Source organism: Brevundimonas sp. NIBR10, from assembly GCF_027912515.1.
Taxonomy (GTDB): domain Bacteria; phylum Pseudomonadota; class Alphaproteobacteria; order Caulobacterales; family Caulobacteraceae; genus Brevundimonas.
In genome coordinates, this window is the sequence record NZ_CP115464.1 from 424,211 (window position 1) to 451,008 (window position 26,798).

Genomic DNA, 26,798 nt, shown 5'->3' on the forward strand with positions numbered 1-26,798 from the left:
TTGATGAATCAGGCCGCGCGCGAGACCCCCGTGGACGAAACGACGGGCGTCGAGACACCGGCTCCGACAGGGTCGCCGACTCCCCTGTCGCGCGGATGGCGGCGCTGGCAGCTGGGGGCCGGCCGGTCCCTGACCCGGCGACTGGTCCTGCTGGCGGCGGCCTGGATCGCGGCGGCCCTGGTCATCACCGGCTTCGTCCTGACCTCCCAGTTCCAGGAATCCGGACTGCGGCGCCTCGGCGGCGTGCTCAACCAGACCATCGACACCCTGGCCCTGCGGACCACCGCCGCACCGACCAAGGTGGTCACGCCCCAGATCCTCGACGAACGCACCCAGCAACCCCTGTCGGGCAAATACTGGTCGGTCGCCGAGCCGGACGGGCAGGGCGGCTTTCGCGTCCTGGCCCGCTCCCTGTCGATCTGGGACAGCGACATCCCGGCACCGTCGAACCTGGTGGAGCGTCTGAACGCAGGCTTCGGCCAGACCCTGACCTACAATGACGTCGGCCCGATCGGCGAGCCGCTGCGCGTGGCCGCCACGATGAAGATCCTGCCCGGCCGCCAGACGCCGGTGATCTTCCTGGCCGCCATCGACCGGTCCGAGATCGACGCCGACACCCGCGACTTCGCCACCCTGACCTGGATTTCCCTGGCCCTTCTGGGGCTCGGTCTGATGGCGGCGGTGTTCATCCAGGTGCGGATCGGGCTGAACCCCCTCTATGACCTGCGGGTCGAGATCGCCAACGTCCGCCACGGCAAGGCGGCGCGGATCGAACGGTCCTATCCGATCGAGATCGCCCCCCTGGCCGAACAGGTCAACCGGCTGCTGGACCACAATCAGGAGGTGGTCGAGCGCCAGCGCACCCACGTCGGCAACCTGGCCCATGCGCTGAAGACCCCCCTGTCGGTCATGCTGGCCGAGGCCGACGGCCGCGACGAACCCCTGGCCAATCTGGTCCGCCGTCAGACCGAGATCATGAAGGGCCAGGTCGATCACCACCTGCGCCGCGCCCGCGCCGCCGCCCGCGCCGCCCACGGCCTGGGCGAACGCACCCCCGTCGACGCGGTGCTGGACGAAATGGCGGTCATGCTGGAGCGGGTGTTCCAGTCAAAGGACGTCGAGATCGACTGGCGCGCGCCCGACGACCTGGCCTTCCTGGGCGAGCGCCAGGATCTGCAAGAGATCCTCGGCAATCTGATCGAGAACGCCTGCAAATGGTCGAAACGTCGCGTGCGCATCTCGGCCGGGGCCAGCGGACTGGGCCAGATGATCGTGGTGGTCGAGGATGACGGCCCCGGCCTGCCCGAGGACCAGCGCGAGGGGGCCTTGAAGCGCGGACAGCGGATGGACGAGGAGGCGCCGGGTTCGGGCCTGGGCCTGTCCATCGTTGACGATCTGACCCGCGCCTATGGCGGCCGCCTGACCCTGGCCGCCAGCGACATGGGTGGCCTCAAGGTCATCCTCGAGCTTCCCGCTGCGGACGCCTGATCACTTCGGACAGGCAGGAGAAACCGTTAACCTTCTCGTTTTACGCTGAAGCTCTCTGTTCAGCGGTCGTGGGGGCCGCCCCTTCATGTCCGATCTGTCGGTCGCCCATCGCGCCGCCCTGGCGCAGCTGATTGAAAACGTCCCCGACCGGACCTTGCGGCAACTCGCCCTCGCCGTCGCTGGCATGCCGGGCGACAAGGCCCGCACCCTGGAATCCATGCTGGCCCAGGCCGGGATCGACCGGGTCCGCCGCACCCACGCCCTGACGGCCATAGCCCCCATGTTCCGGCCCCGCCCGGACGGCGTCGTCGCGACCACCTTTCCAGCTCCGGTCCTCGCCCGGCTGTGGAAGGCGGCCTCGGCGAATCAGGGCGACGTCCTGGCCTATCTGGACCCCGACGAATACGGAGAGCGCGATGCCTATCGCGTGGCCGCCGTCTGCACTCGCCTCTATGCCGCCGGGGCCGCCGCCGTCCGCGATCAGGCCGAGGCCGTCTGGCCCGCAGGCCTGGCCCCTGCCGAGCGTGACACCGGCCTCGTTGCCCTGGCCCGTGTCTGCGATCTCGGCGGCCTCGTCCACCGCGCCCTGCCCTCGCTCGGGGCCTGGGTCGGTCGGCCGGACGGGGACCAGGTCGCAGAGTTCCGCCTGCTGCTGCGCGACGCCGCCGCCATCTCGCCCGACGGGGCCCAGGAACTGCTCGACATCCTGTTCGCCCATCTGGACGACGCGCCGATGATCCTGCGGCTGGTCACCCATTCGTCCAGCGCCGCCGGCCGCGACAGCTTCCTGAGCGGATCGGAACTGGCCGTCTTCGTCGACCGGCTGATCGACGCGGCCGAAGACCGCGCCCGCAGCGTCGACACCTGGAAGCCCGGCCAGCCGGTCGAGACCCTGCATCACGCCCTGACCTGGATCGCGACCTTCCTCACCGAGAGCGACGCCACGGTCCAGATCCATCCCGACACCGCCTGGGGCAAGCGCATCCGTCAGGTCCGGCTGGGGGTGTCCAAGACAGTCGGGGCGCTTTTGGGTCGCGTCCAGCGCGCGGTGACGCCCGCCCTTCCCATGACCAGGGTCCAGACCGCCGGACGGATGACCCGCGAGATGCCGCAGCTGGACGTACCCCTCGACCCCGCGACGACGGCGGCCGCCGGGGATGCCCTGGACCTGGTGCGCATCCTGCGGGCCCCCGCCGGTGTCTTCGGTTGCGAGGCCCAGCGCAGCGGCCTGGTGACCGATCTGACGACCCAGGCCTTCAACTACGCCGATCTGGCGCTGGAAGAGATCAACGCCGGCGACGTCACCGACGAGGCCCTGGCGATCCGCCGGGTCGAGCTGGCGGCGGACTTCCTGGATCGTCTCGAAGCCGTCGATCAGGCCCGCACCATGCGACGCCGCGTCGCGGTGGCGGGCCATGGCCCCCAAGCCCACTCGCCCCGGGCCGCCTGACCCGCTAGAGGGTCTGCGATGATCGCTTTCTGGATCCTGGCCGCCCTTGCGACCGCGCTGGCGGGCTGGCTTGTGCTGACCGGCGCGCGCCGGGGCGTTGACGCCGGTGCCCTGGGCGCGCCCGACCTCGCCGCCGCCGAACTGGGCGAGCTGGACCGGTTGAAGGCCCGCGGACTGCTGGCCGAGGATGCCTTCGCCGCCGCCCGCGCCGAGGCCGCCCGCCGCCTGATCGCCACGCCCGAAGAGATCGCCCCGACCGCGACCGGCAGCCGGATCGAGCAGCGCATCCTGCTGGCCGGGCTGGCCCTGACCGCGCTCCTCGCGGCCGGCCTCTATGTCCTGAGCGGAACGCCCGGCCTGCCGGACCAGCCCTATGTCGCGCGGGTCAATGAGTGGGCGACGGGTGCCACGCCGCTCGAACCGGTCCAGGTCGCCGCCGTCCTGGCCCGCGACGCCGCCGCCGAACCCGAGAACATGCAGCTGCAGTCCATGCTGGGCGCTGCCCGCTTCCAGGCCGGAGACTCTATCGGCGCGGCCTCCGCCTTCCGCCGCGTCCTGGCCGCCGACCCGAACGACGCCCGCAGCTGGGCGCGGCTGGGCGAAAGCCTGGTCCGGTCCCAGGACGGCGTCGTCGGCGTCGAAGCCGAGGTCGCCTTCCGCGAGGCGGCCCGCCGCGACCCCGGCCAGCTCGGCGCCCTGTATTTCCTCGGCGAGGCCGCGATGGCGCGCGGCGACGTCAACGGGGTGCGCGTGACCTGGACCCCCCTGATCGCGGCCCTCGATCCCGCCGACCCGCGCCGCGCCGATCTGGTCCGTCGTCTGGCCCGCATCGAGGCCGGCGAACGCACACCCCCGTCGGAGGCGACGTCATGAGCTGGCTTCCCCGATCGCCCAAGGCGCGCCGTCGGCTGTGGATCGTCGCCGCCGCCGCCCCGATCCTGGCCCTGGCCGTCGGCCTGTCGCTGTGGGCCATGAACGACAGCGTGACCTATTTCTTCTCGCCGTCCGAGGCGACGGCAGAGGCGGCCCCTCCCGGCCGCGACGTCCGTCTGGGAGGTCTGGTCGAGGCCGGTAGCGTCGAACGTCACGGGGCCGAGACCGTGTTTTCGATCACCGACAATGCCGCCGTCACACGCGTCGTCTTCCAGGGCGACCTGCCCGACCTGTTCCGCGAGGGTCAGGGCATCGTGGCTGAAGGGTCCTTCCGCCCCGACCGCACCTTCGTGGCCCGACAGGTCCTGGCCAAGCACGACGAAACCTATATGCCGCGCGAAGTCGCCGACCGCCTGAAGGAAAAAGGCGAGTGGCGGCCGGCCCAGACCCCCACATGATCATAGAATTCGGGGGGTTCATTCTGGCGCTCGCCCTGGCGCTGGCGGTCTTGCAGACGGCGATGGCAACAGCGGCCCGCCTGCGCTCGAACGCCGTCCTCGCCGGCGCGGCGAACGGCGCGGCCCTGGCCTGCGCCGCCGCCGTGGCCCTGGCGTTCGGGACCTTGATCCTGGCCTTCGTCAGCTCGGACTTCTCGGTCGCCAACGTCGCGGCCAACAGCCATACCGACAAGCCCATGCTCTACAAGGTCGCCGGGGCCTGGGGCAGCCATGAGGGGTCGCTGCTGCTGTGGTCGCTGGTCCTGACCGGCTTCGGCGCGGCGCTCACCCGTGCCAGAGGATTGCCGTTCGGGCTCAAGACCTGCGCCGTCGCCGTCCAGGGGGGGCTGGGGGCCCTGTTCCTGGCCTTCGCCCTGTTCACATCCAACCCCTTCGGCAGGCTGAACCCCGCCCCGTTCCAGGGCGCGTCGCTCAACCCCCTGCTCCAGGACCCGGCGCTGGCGATCCATCCGCCCCTGCTCTACATGGGCTATGTCGGGTTTTCGGTGACCTTCTCGCTCGCCGTCGCCGCCCTGATCGAGGGCCGACCGAACTCCAGCTTCTGGCCGGCCTGGGGCCGCTGGGTCCGGCCCTGGGCCCTGGCGTCCTGGGCCTTCCTGACCGTCGGGATCACGCTGGGGTCGTTCTGGGCCTATTACGAGCTCGGCTGGGGCGGCTGGTGGTTCTGGGATCCGGTCGAGAACGCCTCCTTCATGCCCTGGCTGGCCGGCGCGGCCCTGCTGCATAGCGCCGTCGTCACCGAACGGCGCGGAGCCCTGGCCGGCTGGACGGTGTTTCTGGCGCTTCTGGCCTTCACCTTCTCCATGCTGGGGGCCTTCCTGGTCCGGTCGGGCGTCCTGACCTCCGTCCACGCCTTCGCCGTCGACCCGGAGCGCGGCCTGATGCTGCTTGCCATTCTGGGGCTGACGGCGGGAGCCGCGTTTGCCCTGTTCGCCTGGCGCGCGCCCAATCTGAAGGGCGGCGGGGTGTTCGCCCCCATCAGCCGCGAGGGGTCACTGGTCCTCAACAACCTGTTCCTGACGGCGGCGGCGGCGACGGTCCTGCTCGGCACCCTGTATCCCCTGATCATGGAGGCCGCGACAGGCGCCACCATCTCGGTCGGCCCCCCCTATTTCGCCCTGACCTTCACCCCCCTGATGGTCGTCGCCTTCCTGATCCTGCCCGCCGGGCCGCTCATGGCGTGGAAGCGCGGCGATCTGGTCGGGGCGGGCCAGAGACTGGCTCTGGCCGGAGCTCTGGCCCTCGGCTGCGGCTTCCTCGGCTGGCTCGCCTTCGCGCCGAAGAAGGCCATGGTCGCCGCCGGGATCGCGGTTGGGGCCTGGCTGATCCTGGGGGCCCTGGCCGAGGTGGTCGAGCGCATCCGCCTGTTCCGCGTCTCCGGCCGTGAGACCCTGCGCCGCATCCGGGGCCTGCCGCTCGGTGCCTGGGGCATGACGCTCGCCCACGCCGGCCTCGGCGTCTTCGTGCTGGGGGCCGTGGTCGAGACCGGCTTCAAGGCCGAGACCGCCGCCGCCCTCCCCCTCGGCGGCCAGATCACCGTCGGCGTCTATTCCATCCGCCTCGACAGCGTCCGCATCGTCGAGGGTCCCAACTATCTGGCCGAACAGGGCACCCTGACCGTCACCTCCGCGCGCGGTCGGATGGAAACCGTCACCGCCGAGCGCCGCTTCTTCCCCGCCGGCGGCCAGACGACCACCGAGGTCGGCCTCGACTTCCGGGGGCTGGACGACGTCTATGTCGTCATGGGCGAACGCCGCAGCACTCCCGACGCCGCCCAGGCCTGGACCGTCCGCGCCTACTGGAACCCCTGGGCCCGGCTGATCTTCCTCGGCCCCATGATCATGGCCCTGGGCGGCCTGCTGTCCCTGCTGGACCGGAGGCTCAGGATCTGCGTGCCGGGGCGCAAGCGGGTGGCGCGATGAGGCGCGCGATACAGGTCATGGCCTTGCTTGTGGCCCTGGCAGGCACCCCCACCCTCGCCGAACCCGCCGCCGTCCCCGACCAGCCCCTGGCCTCCCCCGCCCAGGAAGCCCGCGCCCAGGCCCTGTTCGAGGAGGTCCGCTGCGTCGTCTGCCAGCACGAATCCATCGCCGACTCCCCCGCCGGCATCGCGGCCGACATGCGCCGTCTGGTGCGCGAGGAGATCGCCTCGGGATCCAGCGACGACGCCGTCCGCGCCGATCTGGTCCGGCGCTGGGGCGACTTCATCCTGTTCAAGCCGCCGGTGAACCCGGCGACCTGGCTCCTGTGGTTCGGCCCGATGCTGGCGGTCCTGCTGCTCGCCGGCCTGTTCGGCTGGCGCGCCCTGTCGCGCCGCCAGCCAGAGACCTCGGCCCCGCTTTCGCTTGAGGAAGAGACCGAACTGGCCGAACTTCTCGCGCACGGGGATGTTCGCCCCGATACGGACGCAAACCCGCCCCACGACGGGCGTCAGGCGGGATCAACCATCGTTCCGGCCCCGGATTGAACCCTGTTGGTTCTCTGCGGAACGGCTCTATATCTCAACGCGGAACGGCGTCGCGAAGACGCCGACAAGAGGATCGCTAAACGACGATGCTGAAGCGCAAGGAGTTCATTCTGGGGGCCGCCTGCGGCCTGCTGGTCGCCGCCGGCGCCACCGCCGGGGGCGTCATTTCCTGGCCCGGAGCCCATGCGGAGGTGGCGGGCGCGTCGGGCCGGCTGACGCCGAGCGCCGGAGCCGGACTGGCCTTCGCCCCGCCGCAAGGCGCGCCCCTCAGCTTCGCCGACATCTTCACCCAGGTGTCGCCCGCTGTCGTACAGATCAACGTCGAATCGACGATTGAACGTCCGGCAGGCGGCCGGGTGCCGGTTCCCGGTCTGCCCGGTTTCGGCTTCCAGCTGCCCGAGCCCGACCCTGACGCGGAACCTCCGACCCAACGCGGCGCTGGATCGGGCTTCTTCGTTTCGGCTGACGGCTTCATCGTCACCAACGACCACGTCGTCAAGAATGCGACAGAGATCACCGTGACCCTGGCCGACGGACGCGAGCTTCCGGCCCGTCTGGTCGGTCGTGACAACGCCACCGACCTGGCCGTAGTCAAGGTGGATGGCGGCGACTTCCCCTTTGTCACCTTCGAGGAACAGGCCCAGCCCCGGGTCGGAGACTGGGTGATCGCCGTCGGCAATCCGTTCGGCCTGGGCGGCACCGCCACGGCCGGCATCGTTTCGGCGACGGCGCGCGAATATCCGTCGTCCGACAACCCCTACACCGACTTCCTGCAGATCGACGCTGCCATCAATACCGGAAACTCGGGCGGGCCGACCTTCGACATCTACGGACGCGTAATCGGCGTGAACTCGGCGATCCTGACGCCGACCGGCGGGTCGGTGGGGATCGGCTTCGCGATTCCGGCGTCGATCGCCAAGACGATCACCGATCAGTTGATCCGCGGCGAAACCATCGAGCGGGGCTATCTCGGGGCCCAGATCGGGACGGTATCGCAGGCCGATCAGCGGGCTGCGCTCGGCTTGCCCGACGGGCTGAAAGGGGCTTCCATCGAATCCCTGACCCCCGGCGCTCCGGGCGAGCAGGCCGGGCTGCGCGAAGGCGATGTCGTCGTCGCCATCAACGGCGAGTCGGTCGATAGTTCCACGGCCTTGACCCGTGCGGTCGGCAGTGTCCGCCCTGGCCAGACCATGCGGCTGGACCTCTATCGCGACGGCCGCCGCCAGACGGTCAATGTTCGCGCGGGTACACGCCCGGCCGACATCAATGCGGCATTCGAGGAGGGCTCCCGGTCATCCGGCGCTCCCGGCCAGCCGCAAGCCGAGAAGGGCGAAACCGTTCTGGACATGACTGTGGGTCCGGTTCCTTCGGCCATGCGCGAGCGTTACGGCCTTTCAGCCACAGAAGGCGGCGTCCTGATCACGGCCGTCGAGGCCCGGTCGCCTGCGGCTCGCGAGGGCGCTGTCGCCGGCATCCTGATCGAGCGGGTCAACTACGTCCGGGTCAACAGCGTCGCCGAGTTCAAGGCTGCGGTCGAGGCGGCTCGCGCGGCGGGTCGACCCAGCGTCCTGCTGGCCGTGCGCGCCCCGACGGGTCAGGAAGGCCGCATCATCGTGCCATTCGCGGCCCCCGAATAAGCCTGAATAATCCCTAACTCTCCAAATCGCCGCCGATGCGCTAGCATCGGCGGCGATACTGATTTGGGAGGGGCTCGCATGAAGATTCTGGTGGTCGAGGACGACGCCGAGGCGGCTACGGCGATGGTGCGGGGCCTGACCGAGGCGGGGCACGAGGTCGCCCATGCGGTCGATGGCGCCTATGGCCTGCTCGAGGCCCAGCGCGGCGGCTATGACGTCTATGTCGTGGATCGGATGATGCCGCGCCTGGACGGGATCGGCATGGTCGAGACCCTGCGCAAGGACGGCGACCAGACCCCGGTGCTGTTCCTGTCGGCGCTCGGCGAGGTCGAGGACCGGATCACGGGCCTCAAGGCCGGCGGCGACGACTATCTGGTCAAGCCCTATGCCTTTGCCGAACTGGTCGCCCGGGTCGAGGCCCTGTCGCGCCGTCGCGAGACCGGCGGGGTCCAGACCGTGCTCAAGGTCGGCGACCTGGAGATGAACCTGATCGCCCGCACCGTGCATCGCGGCACCACCGAGATCGACCTGCAGCCGCGCGAGTTCCAGCTGCTGGAGTTCCTGATGCGCCACGCCAACCAGTCGGTGACCCGTACCATGCTGCTGGAGAAGGTCTGGGAATACCATTTCGACCCCCAGACCAACGTCATCGACGTCCACATCAGCCGCCTCCGCTCCAAGATCGACAAGGGCTTCGACCGGGCCATGCTGCAGACCGTGCGCGGGGCGGGGTATCGGCTGGAAGCCTAGGGGCGGATGAAACTCCCCTCCCTCTTCCGCCGCACGCCGTTCCGGCTGACGCTGCTGTTCCTGGCGCTGTTCGCCACGGCGGCCAGCGCCATCCTGGCCTATGTCTATGTGGCGTCGGCGCAGGAGGCCCAGGCGCGGGCGCAGGGCCAGGTCCAGGTCGAGGCCGACAGTCTGAAGGCCATCTATGACGCGCGCGGCGTCGATGCCCTCAACGTCGCCCTGATCGAGCGGATCAGCCGGGGTGGCAGCTATCTGTATTTCCTGACGGACAAGGTCGGCCAGAAGATCAGCGCCAACCTCGACAGCTCGCCCATCGCCGCCGTGCCCGGTGCCACCGAGGGCCAGTGGGGGACCTTCACCCTCACGGAGACAGACCCGGATGGTCGCGTCAAACGCCCCCAGGGCTTCGGCGTCGAGATGGAGCTCAGCGGCGGGGAGCGGCTGTTCGTCGGGGAATCCATGGGCGACACCGAGGCCTATCTGGCCCGCCTGACCCAGGCCCTGTGGATGGCCATGGGTCTGGTCCTGATCCTCGGCGCCGGCGGCGGTCTGCTGATCAGCCGCAATGTCGAACGCTCGATGGGTCGGCTCAATCGCGTGGTCACGGCGGTGCAGGAAGGCGACCTCAAGGCGCGCGCCCAGGTCCGCACCTCCGGCGATGAGCTCAACGAACTGGGACGCGGCCTGAACGGGATGCTGGACCGTCTGGAGGCCTCCATGGCCTCGATCCGTCACGCCGGGGATGCCGTGGCCCACGACCTGCGCTCGCCCCTGACCCGGATGCGGGCCAAGCTGGAGGTCGCCCTGATCGACGCCGATTCCGGCAAGGTTTCGGGCGTGGAGGCCCTGGAGGTCGCCCTGGCCGAGACCGATCACCTGCTCAAGACCTTCAACACCGTGCTCGCCATCGCCCGGCTTCAGGCGGGGGGTGCGCCCGACCCCGTCGTGTTCGACGCCGCAGACCTCGCCGCCGACATGGCCGAGCTTTACGAGCCCGCCGCCGAGGACAAGGGGCTGGAATTCTCCGCCGAGATCGAGCGCGGCCTGATGATCGAGGGCAACCAGCCCTTCCTGGCCCAGGCCCTGGCCAACGTCATCGACAACGCCATCAAATACACGCCCAGCGGCGGCGCGGTGATGCTGCGCGCGCGTCGGCGATCCTCGGGCGACATCGAATACTCGGTCACCGACACCGGCCCCGGCGTGCCCGAGGCCGACCGTGGCCGCGTCATCGATCGGTTCGTCCGCCTCGACAACAGCCGCACCGAGGCCGGGTCGGGCCTCGGCCTGTCCCTGGTGTCCGCCGTGCTGGAGGCCCATTCCGGCCGCGTCCAGCTCGACGAAGGCCCCGGTGCCTATGGCGGCTTCGGCCCCGGCCTGAGGGTGGCCCTCGTTCTGCCGCCTGCGACGGCGGCGGTCGCGTGATCGGCCCGCTCGTCGATCGTCTCGTCCCCTGCGGACCCGTGCTGAACCCCGAGGTCGCCGCCCGCGCCCAGGCCCGCCTCGCCGAGGCCGCCGACATCGCCGGCTGGCGCGCCCTGTTCGACCGGGCCTGGCCTGCGCTGGAGCCGGTCTTCGCCGCCTCGCCCTACCTTTACGGCATCGCGCGACGCTGGCCCGAGCGGCTGAAGGCCATCCTCGAGGCCGATCCCGACGCCCGGCTGGCGGAGATCCTCGCCGAAACCGAGGCACTGACCGGCGGTGCCGACGAGGCCCGCAAACCCCTGCGCCTGCTCAAGGCTGAACTGCACCTGCTGACCGCCCTGGCCGACCTCGGCGGCGTCTGGGATCTGGACCAGGTCACCAGCGCCCTCAGCCGCTTCGCCGACGCCGTCACCCACCGCGCCCTGTGCGCCGTGGCCCACGACCAGCGCGAGAAGGGCCGGCTGATCTCCGAAGCCGAAGACCCCGGCGGCCCCATCCCCGGGCTGTTCGTCCTGGCCATGGGCAAGCACGGTGCCGACGAGCTCAACTATTCCAGCGACATCGACCTCAGCCTGTTCTTCGACCCCGACGTCCTCGAACCGGCGCTCGCCCCCGGCGTCGAGGCGCAGGGCTTCGTCAACCGCGCGGCCCAGGCCCTGGCCTCCCTGCTCTCGGAACGGACGGCCGACGGCTATGTCTTCCGCGTCGACCTGCGCCTGCGCCCCGACCCGTCCTCGACCCCGCCGGTGGTCACCACCCCCATGGCCCTGGCCTATTACGAATCGGTCGGCCAGAACTGGGAGCGCGCCGCCTTCATCAAGGCCCGCTGCGTCGCCGGCGACCGGCGCGCCGCCGCCGACTTTCTCAAGGCCCTGATCCCCTTCGTCTGGCGCCGCAGCCTGGATTATCAGGCCGTCCTCGACATCCAGTCGATCAAGCGACAGATCCACGCCCACAAGACCGGCGAGGGCATGGTCGCCATGGGGGCCAATCTGAAACTGGGCCGCGGCGGCATACGCGAGATCGAATTCTATGCCCAGACTCAACAGTTGATTCTCGGTGGCCGCGACCCCCGCCTGCGCTGCCCCCGCACCGAGGCCGCCCTGGCCGCGCTCGCCGGCGCCGGCCATATCCCGATCGAGGTCGCCTGGGAGCTGACCCAGGCCTATCGCGAGCTGCGGGCCCTGGAACATCGGGTCCAGATGCTGGACGACGAACAGACCCATTCCCTGCCGATCGACGGCACCCGCCGCGCCGCCGTCGCCGTCCTGGCCGGAGAGGGCGACCTCGCGGCCTTCGACGCCGGGGTCGAGGCCCTGCTGGTCGGGGTCAATCGCCGCTACGGCGAACTGTTCGAAGGCGAAGAGGACCTGTCCTCGTCCTGGGGCAGTCTGGTCTTCACGGGCGTGGACAACGACCCGGAGACACTCAAGACCCTGACGCGCATGGGTTTCACCGAGCCTGCTTCCGTCTCCGACACCATCCGCAGCTGGCACCACGGCCGGATCGGCGCGACCCGGTCGGCGCGGGGCCGCGAGTTGTTCACCCGCCTGGCCCCCAAGCTGCTGGAAGCCGTGGCGGCGACCGGATCGCCCGACGCCGCCTTCCGCCGCTTCGGCGTCTTCTTCTCGGGCATGAGCTCGGGGGTCCAGGTCCAGGCCCTGTTCCTGAACCAGCCCCAGCTGTTCGAGATGATCGTCGGCGTCATGGCCTTCGCCCCCCGGCTGGCCCGGACGCTCGGCCGCTATCCGGCCGCGCTGGATTCCATGCTGGACGCCCGGTTCCAGACCCCCCTCGGCCCCAACACCGGCCTGTTCGACCAGATGGAGGCCGAGGCCCGCGCCGCCGGCGATTTCGAGGGAGCCATGAACGCCGTCCGCCGCCTGCACCGCGAGCAGCAGTTCCGCATCGGGGTCCAGACCCTGACCGGCCGGATCGGGCCCGAGGCCGCGGGACTGGGCTTCACCAACCTGGCCGACGCGGTCATGCGCACCCTGGCCGATGCGGCGCTCAATGAGACCGTCCGTCTGGGTGGGGCCATGCTGGGCGCGGTCGCGGTGATCGCGCTCGGCAAGGCCGGGTCGCGCGAGATGACGGCCGGCTCGGACCTCGACCTGATGACCGTCTATGACGCCCCGCCCGAGGCGACCTCGGCGTCGAAAGGCTGGACCGCCGACGTCTTCAACATCCGCTTCACCCAGAGGCTGATCTCGGCCCTGTCGGCCCATACCGCTGAGGGGGGCCTGTACGAGGTCGACATGCGGTTGAGGCCGTCGGGATCGAAAGGGCCGGTGTCGGTGCCCCTGTCTGCCTTCGCCGACTACTATGCGACCGAGGCCGCGACCTGGGAGTTCATGGCCCTGACTCGCGCCCGCGTCGCCTGGGCCAGCGATCCGGACTTCGGCGCCCGGGTCACGGCCGGGATCGAGGCGGCCCTGCGTCGGCCCCGCCCCGGCATCGACGTCGCCGCCGACATCCGGGCCATGCGCTCGCTGATGGAGCGGGAACGCCGCCCGTCCGGTTTCTGGGACCTGAAACTGTCACCGGGCGGCCTGGTCGACGCCGAGTTCGTCGGCCAGTACCGCCAGCTCCAGGCCGCCGCGTCCGGCGGCCCCCTGACCGTTCGCACCCTCGACCAGCTGGCCAACGACCCGGCCCTTGCCGAGGCCTGGCGGTTGCAACAGCGGCTGGGCCAGCTGTTCGCCGTCGCCTTCGACGACAAGCCGGACCCCGATACCGAGTCCACCGCCTTCCGTCGGCGTCTGGCCGAGGCGGCCGGAGAGACCGGTTTCGAGGCCCTGATCGCGCGTCTGGAGCGCACGCGTCGCGAGGCCCGCGCGGCCTTCGACACCGTCCTGCCGGCCCCGCAATAGGCCCCGCGACGGATTCGTCGTCGATCCGTCGTTGAACGGTACAGGTGGGCAATCGGGTCATGGACCCATGGGAGACTTGCAGATGAGCAGATTTGGTTTCGCCGGCGTGGCCGCTGTGTCGCTCGCCGCCCTTCTGGCCGGATCGGCCATGGCCCAGACGTCCGCGCCTCAGGGCCCGGCGGCGGCCCGACAGGCCCGTCTGGATCCCGACGCCGACGGCAAGATCAGCCAGGCCGAGTTCGTCCAGGCCCGCACGGCCCGCCTCACCGCGTTGGACACCGACCGCGACGGCCAGGTCACGGCCGCCGAACGCCAGGCCGGACGTCAGGCGATGCGCGCGACCCGCGCCGCCGCCCGCTTCGACCGGCTGGATGCCGACAAGAACGGCGAGATCAGCCGCTCCGAGTTCGACTCAGCCCGCACCGCCCGCGCCGAGGCCCCCCGTCAGGCCCGCCGGGGTGACGGCCGTCGCGCCCAACGCATGCACAATGCACGCCCCGGCGGTGCCCGCTGGGCCCAACGCGCCGAACGCCGCATGAACCGGACGCCGGGCCGCGCCTCTGAGACCCGCCCGGCCGCCGTCGTCATCGCCGACGTCCAGACCCGCGCCGCCGCCAACTTCACCCGTCTGGACAAGGACAACGACGGCTTCCTGACCGCCCCCGAGGTCATGGGCCGTCGCGCCATGGCCGGTCATCGCATGGGTCGTGCCGCGCATCGCATGGGTGCCGGCCGCATGGCCCCCCCCCGCATGGCTCAGCGCATGAACCGACCCATGCATCGCCAGATGCACGCCCCCGCCGTTACGCCATCGCCTTCCGCCCCCGCTTCGGAGTAGTCAGGGTGGCGCGGGAGGCCCGGATGTCGCCGGTCCCAGCCTTGGACAGAGGAAGAGGCCGGATTGGCTCTGAGCGCCGACCCCGACGAGGATCTGGTGCGCCGCGTGGGTCAGGGCGACCCTGCGGCCATCCAGGCCATGGTGGCGCGCAAGCTCCCGCGCATGCTGGCCCTGGCGCAGCGCATGCTGGGCGATCCGGTCGAGGCCGAGGATGTGGCGCAGGAAGCCATGCTCCGGGCCTGGAAACAGGCCCCGCGCTGGGTGCCGGGCAAGGCACGTTTCGACACCTGGCTGCACCGGGTGGGGCTCAACCTCTGCTACGACCGGCTGCGGCGCCGCCGCGAGGTGCCGACCGAGACCCCGCCCGATCGTCCCGACGACGGCCCGGCCCCGGATCAGGGTCTGCTCAGCGCCGAGCTGGGCGTCCGGGTCGATGCCGCGCTGAGGCGGTTGCCGGACCGGCAGCGCGAGGCCATCGTGCTGTGCCACTATCAGGAGCTCGGCAATATCGAGGCCGCCTCCCTGATGGAGGTCAGCGTCGAGGCGCTGGAAAGTTTGCTGTCGCGCGGTCGCCGCACCCTGCGACAGACCCTGGCGGATCTCGGACCCGCCGCCGGGCGGGGGGTTGAACGAGGATGACGATGACGACCGACAGGCTGAAAGCCCTGACCGAGGCCTATGGTGCCGACCCACGTCGCTGGCCCCAGGCCGAGCGCGAGACCGCGCGTGCCGTCGTGGCGCGTGACGGCGACTCCGCCCGTCTCCTGCTGTCCGACGCCGACCGCATCGATGGGGCGCTCGACGCCTCGCCCCGACCCGTCGTCTCGACCGCCCTGCGCGACCGGGTCCTGGCCTCTGCCGTCGCGGCCGGACTGACGCCGAAACAGGCGCGTCGGATCTGGGATCGGCTGGTGGTCTGGTTCGCAGCCGGCTGGGCCGCAGCGGCCTGCGCGGGGGTCGTCGCCGGGGTCAATCTGACCAGCCATCTGACCGCCGACGACCAGACCGACGCCGTCATCTCCCAGTCGATGTCGGGCGTCGTCGACGACACCGAGGTGCTGGGATGACGGGCCGCACCCTCAAGATCGCCCTGGCCCTGTCGGTCGCGCTGAATGTCTTCGGCCTGGCCGGTGGCGTCGCGGCCTGGGTGGCGCGCGAGAAGGTCGAACAACGCACCGGCGCGCCCTCGCAACCGGGCCGACCCGGCTTCCGCCAGATCATGGACGGCCTCGACCCCGCCGTCCGCGACCGCGTCCGCACCACCTTCCGCACCGCCGCCCAGGCGGCCCGGCCCGACTTCCAGGCCTCGCGCGAGGCCCGCCAGGCCGCCATCGCCCTGGCCGCCTCCCCGAACGGCGACCCGGCCCAGGTCGCGGCCCTGCTGGACCAGTCCCGCGCCGCCGAGATCCGCGGCCGCGAACGGATGGAACGCGACGTCGTCCCCCTGTTCGCCACCCTGAGCCCCGCCGACCGCCAGTCCCTGTCGGTACTTCTCAACAAGCGCAGCCGCAACGACGGCCCGCGCGAAGGCGGCGGCGAGAAGAAGTAGTAGGGCGCGCCTTTTCTTCCCCCGCTTGCGGGGGAAAGCGATCCGTCGTCGAGCGCAGCGAGACCAGGACCGATGGGGGAAGTCTTTCTTCTTCGCCCTGCGTGACACAGCCCCCATCGTCGCTGTTCTCGCTTCGCTCGAAGACGCGACCGTCGTCCGACCGGCTTCGCCGCTCGTTCCTCCACCCCCGCTGCGCGGGAGAAGAAGAAATCCGGCTCGTCCGACGCCTCGAAGTTGCGAACCTCGAGCCACCAATCCCTTGCCCTGCAACGGATTGGAGATTTTTCGGCCCCTCGAACGCGCCCAGGGTTCAAAGCCCCTTATGATGCTTCCCGTCCCGTCGCGGGGAAGGGCGCAAGGCCTTGCGATCTTGTTGCGGCGGGGGTGTGTGGAGCGGGATCGGTACCGGTCGCGTCACGGTCGTAAGCGCCCGTGTCAGGCCGAGGCCGAACAAAGGGTCTGGCGCAGAGAGTCGGATCGATCAGGGGACGGGCACGCAAGGCGCCCGCCTTCCCGCCGGGGGCGCGGTAGCGGCAAGGGGTTAACACCCCCGCTGGTTCGAGCGATCGAGCCGTACAGCTCCCGGAAAACCACGCACGCGGAGCGACGACGCGATGCCGAAACATACTCTCTCTACGGTCACCGGGCGTCGCGCCCGGCGCTCCGCCGGCCCTTTCCATCACTTCAGCGCCTCGGCGCGTGAGGGCAAAGAGGTGTGTGTGTGGTGGGTGATCAGTGGCTGGTGATTTGTGGTTGCTGCATCTGGCAGCGCGCCCGGCTGGGGACGTCGTCGTGGCGTCGAGGATGCGACAACCACTAATCATGCAGAAAGGAGGAGCGATCCGACCCCGACCTAGCTGACGATGGAAATATTCGGCCGACCCGCCGTCTGGGGTTCCAGCCACGGCGGGGCGGGCATGGCGCGGTGGGCCTGGGCGAGGGCCTCGGACCAGCGGCGGCCCAGGTCCTTGAAATAGGGGTCGTCGCTCTCGATGCGGCGTTGGTGGCCGTGCAGGCTGTCGCGGTTGATGACCACCATGTCGAAGGGGGGCCCCACGGCGACGTTGGAGCGGATCGTCGAATCGAACGAGATCAGCCCCAGCTTGACCGCCTCGGCCATCGGGGTGTCGGGCCGCAACGCCCGGTCAAGAATGGGCTTGCCGTACTTGAGCTCGCCGATCTGCAGATAGGGGGTGTCCAGGCCGCACTCGATGAAATTGCCCTGGGCATAGATCAGGTACAGCCCCATCCTGCCGCCCCGGATCTGGCCGCCCAGCAGCATCGAGGCCGTCACCTTGAGCGCATCGGCCGACAGGGAGGGAGCGATCTGGTTGCGTACCTGGTTCAGGGCATAACCGACCAGCTGGGCCGCGCGGAACAGGCTGGGGACGTTTTCCAGGGTCTCGACGTCGTCGTGGCCGGGCATCTTGATGCCCTCGGCGACCATGGCCAGGGCCGTCTGAGTCACCGACAGATTGCCGGCGGTCGAGATGGCGATGACCCGCTCGCCCGTGATCTCGGTCACGTGCAGTTTCTTGTAGGAGGAGATGTTGTCGACACCCGCATTCGTGCGCGTGTCGGCGATCATCGCCAATCCATCGTTCACCAGCATTCCGACGCAATAGGTCATCGGCTCAGTTCAGACCCCCAAACGCACGACATCGCCGCAAGGACAGGAAACGCTAACAGATTCGTGTCGCACGGCGACCCTTGCCAAAGGGTCACCAACCAATTCCTTGCTGTTGCTGCTGAAGCTGTTGCATCTGGCGCACACGCAGGGCCACGGTCATGGTCTCCATCCCACCGCCATAGCTGGTCCCCCGGAACGGCGTGGCCCCCAGCGCATCCAGCCCCGAGGCCACCCGGACATAGTGTTCGGTGGGCGCGATCCCGTTGGCGGCGTCGAACCCGACCCAGCCCAGATCCGGGACCCAGCCCTCGGCCCAGGCATGGGCCGCGTCCTGGTCTTCCAGCCCGTCGGTGCGGTGCAGATGGCCCGAGACGTAGCGTGCCGGGATGCCGATGCGGCGGGCGCAGGCAATGAAGATCTGGGCGTGGTCCTGACACACACCCTTCTTCTGGGCGAAGGCGTCGGCGGCGGTGTGGTCGGCCGTGGTCGACCCGACCATGAAGGCCACCTCCTCGTGGATCATGGCCATCAGCCGGTGCAGCCGGGTCAGGTCGTCGCCCGGGCCCACCCGATCGGCGAAGGCGCGCAGGGCGTCGTCCGCATGGGTCAGCGGGCTGTCCCTCAGATAGACCCGCGGCGACAGCCGCTCGGGCACGCCCCGCAGGACGCCGCCGGTCTCGGTCGTCGCCACCTCGCCGGTGACCCGCACGGTCAGCCCCTCCGTCGGACGCTCGGTGTAGAGGGTGTGGACGATGTTGCCGAAGGAATCCTCGGCGCGGCGCAGCTTGGTGTCCACGTCGGTCTCGATCCGCCACTCCCGCACCTGCTGGCTCTCGGTCGAGCGCGGCGTGACGCGAAGGGTCTGGACGATGAACCGCGCCGGCCGGCTGTAGGAATAACGGGTTTCGTAGTCGATCCGGATACGCATGATCTAAACCAGATACTGGTCCTGGATCGCCGCCGCGAGCTTGTTGTTCTCGCCGAGGAAACCCAGGATGTATTCGTGCAGGCCGGACTGGAAAATGTCCTCGATCCTGGCGTCGTTGAACTGGGCCAGCCGCGCCGAGGCCAGCCGCTGGGCGGGGCCGCGCCGTCCGTAGTCGGTCGCCAGCCGCTCCAGATACGACACGATCATCCCCTGGCACGAGGCCAGCGAACGCGGCATCTGGCGGTTCAGCACCATCAGGTCGGCGACCAGCCAGGGCCGCACGGACTCACGGTAAACCCACCGATAGGCGGTCAGGGCCGAGACCTCGCGCAACAGGGTGGTCCACTGGAAATAGTCGAGCTGCCCCCCGACCCGCTCGCCCGCCGGCAGCAGCAGATGGTATTTGACGTCCAGCAGACGGGCGGTGTTGTCGGCCCGCTCGATCGCCATGCCGAGGCGCAGGAACCAGTAGGCGTCGTTGCGCAACATCGTTCGCGACGAAGCGCCTTCGACGTTCAGCGACGTCGACTTGACCCACTCCAGGAAGCGCACGAAGTCGTCGCGCTTGCCCGGCTCGCCCAGTTCGTTCAGCCCGTTCCAGGCCCCGTTGATCGCCTCCCACAGCTCGATGGTCAGGGCGGTGCGGACGGACCGGGCATTGGTGCGGGCGGCGGTGATACAGGCCCGGATCGACGACGGATTGTCCGAAGCGAAGGCCAGGTATTCGCGCACCGACTTCTCGGTCGGCGACCGGCCCGAGGCGGCGAAGGCGCGACTGACCCCGGCCGAGGCGATGGCGCTGGCCCAGGCGGTCGCGGCCGCCCCGTCCTTGGCCGGCAGGGCGGCCAGACGCACGGCGGCCTCCAGGATGCGCGCCAGGAAATCGGCCCGCTCCATATAGCGGCCGGTCCAGTACAGGCTTTCGGCAGTCCGGCTCAGCATGGGCGATCACTCATCCAGCACCCACGTATCCTTGGTCCCGCCGCCCTGGCTGGAGTTGACGACCAGCGATCCGGCCTTGAGCGCCACCCGGGTCAGACCGCCGGGCGCCACCTTGACCCCCGCCGGGCTCGACAGCACGAAAGGCCGCAGATCCACGTGGCGCGGCGACAGGCCGGACCCGTCCAGCGTCGGGGCCGTGGACAGCGACAGGGTCGGCTGGGCGATGAAGTCGTCGGGGTCGGCGATCAGCTTTGCGCGGAAATCCTCGATCTCGGCCTTGGTCGAGGCCGGGCCGACCAGCATGCCATAGCCGCCCGATCCCCCGACCTCCTTGACGACCAGCTCCGGCAGCTTGTCGAGGACCTCCTTGAGCGCATCCGGCTCGCGGCAGCGCCAGGTCGGCACGTTCTTGAGGATCGGCTCCTCGCCCGAGAAGAACCGGATGATCTCGGGCATGTAGGTATAGACGGCCTTGTCGTCGGCGACGCCCGTGCCGACCGCGTTCGACAGGGTGACGTTGCCGGCCGCATAGGCGTTCATGATGCCGGGCACCCCGACCGACGAATCCGGACGGAAGGTCAGGGGGTCCAGCCAGTCGTCGTCGATGCGGCGATAGATGACGTCGACCCGCTTGGGCCCCTGGGTGGTGCGCATGAAGACGATGTCGTCGTTGACGAACAGATCGCCCCCCTCGACCAGCTCGACCCCCAGCTTGTCGGCCAGGAACGAGTGCTCGTAGTAGGCCGAGTTGTACGGCCCGGGCGTCAGGACGACGATGTTCGGATCGCCGCCCGCCCCTTCCGGCGCCGAGGCCTGGAGCGAGGACAGCAGCATGTCCGTATAGGTCTCGACCGGCCGGATGCGGTGCTCTGCGAACAGGTCCGGGAACAGCCGCATCATCATCTCGCGGTTCTCCAGCATGTAGGAGACGCCCGACGGGGTACGGCAGTTGTCCTCCAGCACGATGAAGCCGTCCTCGCCCGTGCGGACCAGATCGACGCCACAGATATGGGTCCAGATGTCGCCGGGCGGACGGCGGCCCTGCATCTCGGGCCGGTAGTGCGGGTTGGTGAAGATCAGGTCGGCCGGGATGATCCCCGCCTTGATGCATTCCTGGGCACCGTAGATGTCCTTCAGGAAGGCGTTCAGCCCGTTGACCCGCTGGACCAGGCCCTTTTCAAGGGCCGTCCATTCGGCGGCGCCGATGATGCGGGGCACCACGTCGAAGGGGATCAGCCGCTCGTTGGATTCGACGTCGCCATAGACGGCGAAGGTCACCCCCATCCGGCGGAAGAACAGTTCGGCCTGGCGCGAGCGCGAAGTCAGTAGGTCAGCCGGCGCGGCATCCAGCCACCGGGACAGGGTCCGGTAGGGGTGACGGACCTCTCCGGGTCCGCTCGTGCCTGTCATCTCGTCGAACGTGGCCCTGCTCCCTTTAAGGCTGAATGTCAGATTGGGCTGGAGGCCACGGTTCGCGCAACAGAAATGTTGCAGCGCGAAGACGATAACCGCCGATTCCGTGTCAGCGCGTGACCACGTCGGGCTTCATCGGGGCAAGCTTTGCCAGAAAACGGTTCTGCACCGCGAAGGGCACACCCTCCTCGCGCATGGCGGCCTGAAGGTTCTCGACCAAGGCCCCCATATCCGCCGCCTGGGCCCCCATCTCGGCATGGGCCGCCGCCATGTCACGGCCCGAATAGGCACAGCCGCCGCCCAGGATATAGCAGAACTGCTCCTTCAGCGTCCGGCGCAAGCGCACCAGATCCGAGGCCGCGAAGATGCCCGAGATGCGGGGATCGGCGACGCTGCGCGCGACCAGCCCGTCCACGATGCGTCCGACGCCGGCCTCGCCGTGAAAGGCCTCGTACATGGCCGTGCCCTCGAAGGGCGTCGCGCCGGCATGGGCGTTGGATTGGGCGTAGGGGGCGACGGCCAGCTCACCGGGGTGCTCGGTGGACATGACGTCGGCGGGAGCCGACGGGGCTGCGTCCTGGGCCAGGACCGGCGCAGCGATCAGGGCGAAGGCGGCGACAAGGGCGAAGCGGATCATGGTTCAGAACCCGACCTGGAGGGACAGATAAAGCCCGCGCTGATCCTCGAAGGTCGCGATCGACCCGAGATCGGCCCAGGCGGCCGTGACGGACAGGTGCTTGTTCAAGGCATAGGCGGCATAGACATCGACCCAGTCGTCTTCGCTGGCGAAGCCCAGATTGTCCGGCTTGGTCCGGTATTCGGCACCGACCACAAGGTTCGAGCTCAACAGATATCCGACCGAACCCTCGAACTGGGGCTCCAGGTCGTCGTTCCGATCGCCGCCGTAGCCGAGCAGGCCGGTCTGATTTGCGTTCGTCCAGCGGACTGCCCCCGAGACCAGCAGGCTCTGGCCCAGGAACAGTTTGGTCGCGGCGACATAGACGTCGGTTCCCTCGTCGTCCTGTCCGCCGACGGCCGCGATGATCGCGCCCTGGTCGTTGGACTTGAACTGGGCCCCCACGGCGATCTGGGGCATCCAGCTGTCCGAGGCATAGACGGCGTCGCCCAGGACCTTGACCTTCACCCCCACGATGTCCTGGGTGAAGGTGAACCCCTTGCCCAGGCCCAGCAGGGCACCGGTCGCGCCGGTGTCGAACTCCTGCCTCGCGATCGACACCTCGACCCGGTCCCACAGACCGACGGCGGCTCCGACCGAGCGAAACTCATAGTCGGGCAGGTTGATGTAGGTGGCGTGCAGATTGGCCCCGACGCCGTCTTCGGCCCCGTACCCCGTTGTCACGGCCCATGTCGCGATCCCGCCCCCGCCCGACCCCTCGACCGAGGACACCCCGCCGGTCAGCAACAGCTTGCCGCCCGTCCGCGATTCCGGAACCCAGTCGAAGACCTGGGCCGCGACGGGACCGGCGGCGCTCATCACGGCGGCGGCAATGGCGAACGGTGCCGCAGGTCGGGCGGCACGCCCGGGTGCCCTCCGGAGGGAGAAGACAGGGGGGAAGAACACGGTCAGCCTCGATGCCGGGAAGGAGCAGCAAGGCCGAAAAAGCCAGAGTACGGTTAACGACACTTGAACGCCGTCGCCTTTGCTACCCCAAAGACAAGGACGCCAAGCCACACAACAACTCCTGATTGTATTATGGTTTACGGCAAGTTCACGGCCGTCTGTTACTCAGAAAGAATGCGCTTTGTTCTCGCCCTGGCCTTGGCCTTGCTTTTCGGGTTGCCTGCGGTCGCCGCTGATCTGACGGTCAGCGTCCGCGATACCGCCGGGCGGCCCGTGCGCGACGCCGTGATCACGGTGGTTCCGAACTCGGGTGTCCCACGCGGACCGATCCGGTTCGCCTGGCCTCTGCGCGTCACGCAGTCCAACGTCCAGTTCGACCCCTTCGTCCTGGTCGTGCCCGTCGGCGCGACCGTCAGCTTTCCGAACCTCGATCGGGTCCGCCACCACGTCTATTCCTTCTCGCGCGGCAACCGGTTCGAGATCGAGCTGTATGGCCGCGACGAGAGCCGAAGCCACGTCTTCGGGGCGGCCGGGGTCGCCGCCCTGGGCTGCAACATCCACGACCAGATGCTGGCCTATGTGAAGGTCGTCGATACCCCGTGGGCCGCCAAGACCGGGGCGACCGGCGACGTGACGGTGACCGGCCTGCCCGCGGGCGGTGCCACCTTGCGCGTCTGGCACCCGCGCCTGACCGGACGCGGCAACGAGATCGCCACCATCTATACCCAGGCGGCAGCGGGTTCGCGCCAGCTGATCACCGGCGACTTCTCCGGTCGGGCCGCCGTCCGATGAAGATCCGCTTCAACCGTCTCCAGACCCGACTGACGGTCCTCTATATGGGGCTGTTCGGGATCGCCCTCGTGCTGGTCGCGATCGCCGTGGTCACGGCGGTCACGTCCAGCGCCCACCGCGTGGTGCGCGACGAACTGACGGCATCGGGCGCCGTCTACAACCAGATCTGGGCCGGTCGGTCCGAACAGCTGCGTCAGGGCGCGTCGGTGCTCGCTCAGGACTTCGGATTCCGCGAAGCGGTCGCCACCAATGACGAGGCCACCATCCGCTCGGCCCTGGACAATCTGCGCGCCCGCCAGAAGGTGGACGGGGCCATGATCGTCGGCATCGATGGCTACGTCACTGCCGCCGGCCTGAACCCCGATGAAGCCGCGATCGACACCCTGTACGCGGGTCTCGAATCCGGTCGGCTGGACGCCGGGGTGATGACCATCGGTACCGGACCCTATCAGGTCGTCGCGGCCCCGATCATGGCTCCGGTCCTGATCGGCTGGGTCGTGTTCGTCGATCCCCTCGACGTGGGCCAGATGCAGAACCTGGAGAGCCTTTCGGCCATTCCGCTGAACGCCACCGTCGCCACCCGCGCAACCACCGGCTGGCGCGACATGGTCGGGGCCGCGAGTCCGCTGGGCGCACTGCTCGACCGCCAGACCTTCAACGGCGCAGCCCAGGCCGTCACGACCCGCACGCCCGAAGGTTCAGCCATGGTCCTGGCCAGGGCCCTGCCCTCGTTCGACACCGATGCGCCGGCCGTGCTGGTGCTCAACTATCCCCTGAAGCGGGCGATGAAGCCCTATGAGCCGCTGTTTCTGGCCCTAGCCGTGATCGGCCTGGCTGGTCTGGCCCTGCTGATGGCCGGAACCTGGGTCCTGGCGCGCGGCCTGACCCGGCCGATCAGCGCGCTCGACGACGCCGTCCACCGGCTGCAACAGGGCGAACATGCCGAGGTCGAGGTCGGATCGACCGACGAGATCGGCCGCCTGGCCGCCAGCTTCAACCTCATGGCGGGCGACATCCGCGACCGCGAGGCCCGCCTGACCCACATGGCCCTGCACGATCAGGAGACCGGACTGCCCAACCGGCTGTCGCTGGAGCGCCAGGCCGCCGCCCATCCGGGCGTCTACGTCGCCGTGGTCGGGGTCGACCGGTTCGAGGTCGTGCGCAACGCCATCGGCTATGATTCCATGGCCCAGCTTCTGTCCGCCCTGGGTGGCCGGCTGGCGACCCTGACCGAAGGATCGGCCATCGCCCGCGTCAGCGGCGGGACCCTGGGTTTCAGTTTCGCGGCCGGCGACGACGCCGAAGCCATTGCCATCGCCGACGCCGTCTGCGCCCAGGCCGAAACACCGGTGCGCCTCAGCGGCGCGACCGTCGATGTCTCGCTCAGCGCCGGCCTGGCCCGCGCAGGCAAGAGCCTGTCCGGGGTCGATTCGACCGTCGATCGCGCCGCCATCGCCCTGGATCAGGCGCGAGCGGCCCGCCGTCGGTGCAGCCTGTTCGATGCGGCCAGCTACGGCGATCCCGGCGGCAACCTGTCGCTGATCTCCGAGCTTATGGCGGCGGTCGAGTCCGGCGACGTCTGGATGGCCTATCAGCCCAAGCACGACCTGCGCGCCGATGCGATCACCGGCGTCGAGGCCTTGATGCGGTGGCGGCACCCCCGGCGCGGCTTCGTCTCGCCCGACCTGTTCATCGGCATGGCCGAGGAGACGGGCCATATCCGTCCCCTGACCGAATGGGTCATCCACCAAGCCATCGCCGACCAGAAAATTCTGGCCGATCAGGGCCACGACCTGATGATGTCGGTCAATATCTCCGGCCGGTTGCTGTCCGACGAGGCCTTCGCCGACTTCGCCCTGAACGAAGTCACGGCCAGCGGCGCCGACCTGTGCTTCGAGATCACCGAGACCGCCGTCATCGACAATCCCGAACTGGCCCTGGCCATCATCGACCGGTTCTCGGCGGCGGGGATCAAGGTCTCGATCGACGACTATGGATCGGGCCTGTCGTCCTTGGCCTATCTGAAGCGAATCAAGGCCGACGAGCTCAAGATCGACAAGGCCTTCGTCCTGGCCCTGGACGAGAGCTCGCGCGACGCCCTGCTGGTCAAGTCCACCATCGACCTGGCCCACAGCCTCGGCCTCAAGGTCGTTGCCGAAGGGGTCGAGACCGCGACCGCCATGGCCCTGCTGCAAGGCATGGGCTGCGACATCGCCCAGGGCTATTTCATCGGCAAGCCGATGGCCCTGAAGGACCTGAGCGAGCGGCTGGCCGCGCCGGTCGGCGAGGCACGGACGGCCGCCGCCTAACCGACCGGACGCTTACCCGAGACCAGGGCGTCGACCACCGCCTCGATCCGCTTGCGGATGTCGGGCACCGCGATCGTCTCCCAGAAGGCCGCGCGGGCCGGCGGCCCAAGCACGAACAGTCTCGGATCGGCGACGCCCTTGATGTCCAGCACCCGGCCGGACGGATCGAGATCGAGACCGAGGCGCAGCGGATCCAGCCGTGCTCGCCCCGAGGCCAGCAGCGGAGCGGTCAGCGGGTCGGTCGCCGGAGAATGGGCCGGGCCCGTGCAGTCGATCAGCCAGTTCGCAGTCAGCGGCGGCTGTGCCCCACCGCCGCGCGGCGACCAGCCGGCCCAGACGCCATCCCGATCCGTCTCGACGACGCCCAGCCGGCCGGCGACGACTCGTAGCCGCCGTGACGCGATCAGTCCGGTCAGGGTCTCGGCGATCCGGGGCGCGATCCGGTGGCGGTGAACGTCCCACCAGGGCCGCAGGTGCCGAACCATCCGGGCACGCTGATCGGTGTCAGCCATCGCCCACAGGTCGGCGGTGATCGGTCGATAGGCCTCCATCACGCCGCGCCAGCCGCTGGCGCAGGTCGTCGCGCGCGCCGCCGCGAGACGGTTCGACACCGGCCCGGTCAGGGCATCTGCGGGCAGGTCGGCGGGAAGGTCAGGTGTGGCGGCATGGGCGCGCGGAACCAGGCCGCGTCGCGACAGGGCCGTCGCGCGCCCCTTCCAGCCTCTCGCCAACAGGCTCTGGATCATGTCGACCATGGTCAGGCCCGTGCCGACGATCAGGATGCTGTCGTCCGCGCCGACAAGGTCCAGCGCGCCGGGGGCCCAAGGGTCGCTCACGACCCTTCCGCCGGGCTCGGCCGAGGCTGTCGCAGGTGCCGGATTGCCCGTGGCCAGAACCACGGCATCGGCCGCGATCGTCCGTCCGTCGGTCAGGCCTATGCCAGTGCCGTCGATCGCGTGAGCCCGTGCGACGATGCGCTCGATCCGACCAGGAAACGTGCCCTCGATCATGGCCAGGCGGTCGCGCACATAGTCGCCGTAGACCTTCCTCGGTGCAAAATCGATCGGGTCGGCAAGCTCCGGCCGATTAGCCCGCAGCCACGCCACGAAGTCGTCCGGTCGGCCATCGACCGCGCTCATCCGCCCCGTCCGCACGTTGAGCAGATGGCCCTCGAACGCCGTCGAATAGGCGACACCCAAACCGGCATCGGCGTTGTCGTGGATGAGGACGGACGCGACGCCGCTTTCGGCCAGCCGCGCCGCCAGCATGGCTCCGGAAAAGCCGCCACCGACGATCGCTACCGGGTACGCCGCCTCAGCCACTCGACCTCCAAC

At 69.6% G+C, this 26,798-nt stretch carries 23 protein-coding genes; 16 read left to right on the top strand and 7 right to left on the bottom strand.

Features of this window, described 5'->3' with window-relative positions; all coding sequences use genetic code 11:
- The first annotated feature begins 3 nt into the window (after positions 1-3).
- The 14 genes from O5K39_RS02100 to O5K39_RS02165 all read left to right on the top strand — a co-directional run bounded on the left by O5K39_RS02100 (position 4) and on the right by O5K39_RS02165 (position 15,868).
- Positions 4-1,488 carry a sensor histidine kinase gene (locus O5K39_RS02100; RefSeq protein WP_271145658.1) on the top strand — a complete coding sequence of 495 codons (1,485 nt, stop codon included), beginning with the start codon at positions 4-6 and terminating at the stop codon, positions 1,486-1,488.
- A gap of 85 nt (positions 1,489-1,573) precedes the next feature.
- A complete protein-coding gene (locus O5K39_RS02105; protein ID WP_271145659.1) occupies positions 1,574-2,938 on the top strand; it encodes a hypothetical protein in 1,365 nt (454 codons plus the stop codon).
- An 18-nt stretch (positions 2,939-2,956) separates the two neighbouring features.
- Positions 2,957-3,811: a c-type cytochrome biogenesis protein CcmI gene (gene ccmI, locus O5K39_RS02110; protein ID WP_271145660.1), complete on the top strand. Its 855-nt coding sequence runs from the start codon at positions 2,957-2,959 to the stop codon at positions 3,809-3,811.
- Positions 3,808-4,269: a cytochrome c maturation protein CcmE gene (ccmE, locus tag O5K39_RS02115; RefSeq protein ID WP_271145661.1), complete on the top strand. Its 462-nt coding sequence runs from the start codon at positions 3,808-3,810 to the stop codon at positions 4,267-4,269. The genes ccmI and ccmE overlap by 4 nt, the downstream gene beginning before the upstream one ends.
- Positions 4,266-6,251 (top strand): heme lyase CcmF/NrfE family subunit, encoded by a 1,986-nt coding sequence (locus O5K39_RS02120; protein WP_271145662.1) that lies wholly within the window; start codon positions 4,266-4,268, stop codon positions 6,249-6,251. Before ccmE ends, O5K39_RS02120 begins: the two co-directional genes overlap by 4 nt.
- A 17-nt stretch (positions 6,252-6,268) precedes the next feature.
- Entirely contained in the window at positions 6,269-6,796 is a 528-nt protein-coding gene (locus tag O5K39_RS02125) for a cytochrome c-type biogenesis protein (RefSeq protein ID WP_271145663.1), read from the top strand.
- 86 nt (positions 6,797-6,882) lie between these two features.
- Entirely contained in the window at positions 6,883-8,433 is a 1,551-nt protein-coding gene (locus O5K39_RS02130) for a trypsin-like peptidase domain-containing protein (RefSeq protein ID WP_271145664.1), read from the top strand.
- Positions 8,434-8,511: 78 nt separating this feature from the next.
- Positions 8,512-9,183 (top strand): response regulator transcription factor, encoded by a 672-nt coding sequence (locus O5K39_RS02135; protein ID WP_271145665.1) that lies wholly within the window; start codon positions 8,512-8,514, stop codon positions 9,181-9,183.
- 6 nt (positions 9,184-9,189) lie between these two features.
- Positions 9,190-10,608 carry a HAMP domain-containing sensor histidine kinase gene (locus O5K39_RS02140; RefSeq protein ID WP_271145666.1) on the top strand — a complete coding sequence of 473 codons (1,419 nt, stop codon included), beginning with the start codon at positions 9,190-9,192 and terminating at the stop codon, positions 10,606-10,608.
- Positions 10,608-13,481 (top strand): bifunctional [glutamine synthetase] adenylyltransferase/[glutamine synthetase]-adenylyl-L-tyrosine phosphorylase, encoded by a 2,874-nt coding sequence (locus tag O5K39_RS02145; protein ID WP_271147211.1) that lies wholly within the window; start codon positions 10,608-10,610, stop codon positions 13,479-13,481. Before O5K39_RS02140 ends, O5K39_RS02145 begins: the two co-directional genes overlap by 1 nt.
- 82 nt (positions 13,482-13,563) lie before the next feature.
- Complete coding sequence (locus O5K39_RS02150; RefSeq protein ID WP_271145667.1) at positions 13,564-14,319, top strand: hypothetical protein; 756 nt, start codon at positions 13,564-13,566, stop codon at positions 14,317-14,319.
- A 63-nt stretch (positions 14,320-14,382) separates the two neighbouring features.
- Complete coding sequence (locus O5K39_RS02155; protein ID WP_271145668.1) at positions 14,383-14,958, top strand: RNA polymerase sigma factor; 576 nt, start codon at positions 14,383-14,385, stop codon at positions 14,956-14,958.
- 2 nt (positions 14,959-14,960) lie between these two features.
- Positions 14,961-15,386 carry a hypothetical protein gene (locus O5K39_RS02160; RefSeq protein ID WP_271145669.1) on the top strand — a complete coding sequence of 142 codons (426 nt, stop codon included), beginning with the start codon at positions 14,961-14,963 and terminating at the stop codon, positions 15,384-15,386.
- Positions 15,383-15,868 (top strand): periplasmic heavy metal sensor, encoded by a 486-nt coding sequence (locus O5K39_RS02165; protein ID WP_271145670.1) that lies wholly within the window; start codon positions 15,383-15,385, stop codon positions 15,866-15,868. Before O5K39_RS02160 ends, O5K39_RS02165 begins: the two co-directional genes overlap by 4 nt.
- Before the next feature lie 853 nt (positions 15,869-16,721).
- Here the strand turns inward: O5K39_RS02165 and O5K39_RS02170 are convergent.
- The 6 genes from O5K39_RS02170 to O5K39_RS02195 all read right to left on the bottom strand — a co-directional run bounded on the left by O5K39_RS02170 (position 16,722) and on the right by O5K39_RS02195 (position 22,363).
- Positions 16,722-17,498 (bottom strand): peptidase, encoded by a 777-nt coding sequence (locus O5K39_RS02170; protein ID WP_271145671.1) that lies wholly within the window; start codon positions 17,496-17,498, stop codon positions 16,722-16,724.
- Positions 17,499-17,589: 91 nt separating this feature from the next.
- On the bottom strand, positions 17,590-18,426 hold the full coding sequence (locus tag O5K39_RS02175; RefSeq protein ID WP_271145672.1) for a transglutaminase family protein: 837 nt from the start codon (positions 18,424-18,426) through the stop codon (positions 17,590-17,592).
- A 3-nt stretch (positions 18,427-18,429) separates the two neighbouring features.
- Positions 18,430-19,368: an alpha-E domain-containing protein gene (locus O5K39_RS02180; RefSeq protein ID WP_271145673.1), complete on the bottom strand. Its 939-nt coding sequence runs from the start codon at positions 19,366-19,368 to the stop codon at positions 18,430-18,432.
- Between the two features lie 6 nt (positions 19,369-19,374).
- Positions 19,375-20,778 (bottom strand): circularly permuted type 2 ATP-grasp protein, encoded by a 1,404-nt coding sequence (locus tag O5K39_RS02185; RefSeq protein WP_271145674.1) that lies wholly within the window; start codon positions 20,776-20,778, stop codon positions 19,375-19,377.
- 112 nt (positions 20,779-20,890) lie between these two features.
- Positions 20,891-21,418, bottom strand: coding sequence for a group 1 truncated hemoglobin (locus O5K39_RS02190; RefSeq protein ID WP_271145675.1), 528 nt, complete (start codon positions 21,416-21,418; stop codon positions 20,891-20,893).
- A 3-nt stretch (positions 21,419-21,421) separates the two neighbouring features.
- The gene (locus O5K39_RS02195) at positions 21,422-22,363 is read right to left on the bottom strand and encodes a DUF3034 family protein (protein WP_271145676.1); all 942 of its coding nucleotides are present in this window, start codon (positions 22,361-22,363) and stop codon (positions 21,422-21,424) included.
- A gap of 174 nt (positions 22,364-22,537) precedes the next feature.
- On the opposite strand from O5K39_RS02195, the gene O5K39_RS02200 reads away from it, so the two are divergent.
- On the top strand, positions 22,538-23,155 hold the full coding sequence (locus O5K39_RS02200; protein WP_271145677.1) for a methylamine utilization protein: 618 nt from the start codon (positions 22,538-22,540) through the stop codon (positions 23,153-23,155).
- A complete protein-coding gene (locus O5K39_RS02205; RefSeq protein ID WP_271145678.1) occupies positions 23,152-25,464 on the top strand; it encodes an EAL domain-containing protein in 2,313 nt (770 codons plus the stop codon). The genes O5K39_RS02200 and O5K39_RS02205 overlap by 4 nt, the downstream gene beginning before the upstream one ends.
- On the opposite strand, the gene O5K39_RS02210 is transcribed toward O5K39_RS02205, so the two are convergent.
- Positions 25,461-26,786, bottom strand: coding sequence for an FAD/NAD(P)-binding protein (locus O5K39_RS02210; protein WP_271145679.1), 1,326 nt, complete (start codon positions 26,784-26,786; stop codon positions 25,461-25,463). The two genes, O5K39_RS02205 and O5K39_RS02210, sit on opposite strands and share 4 nt — an antisense overlap.
- Positions 26,787-26,798 lie beyond the last annotated feature (12 nt).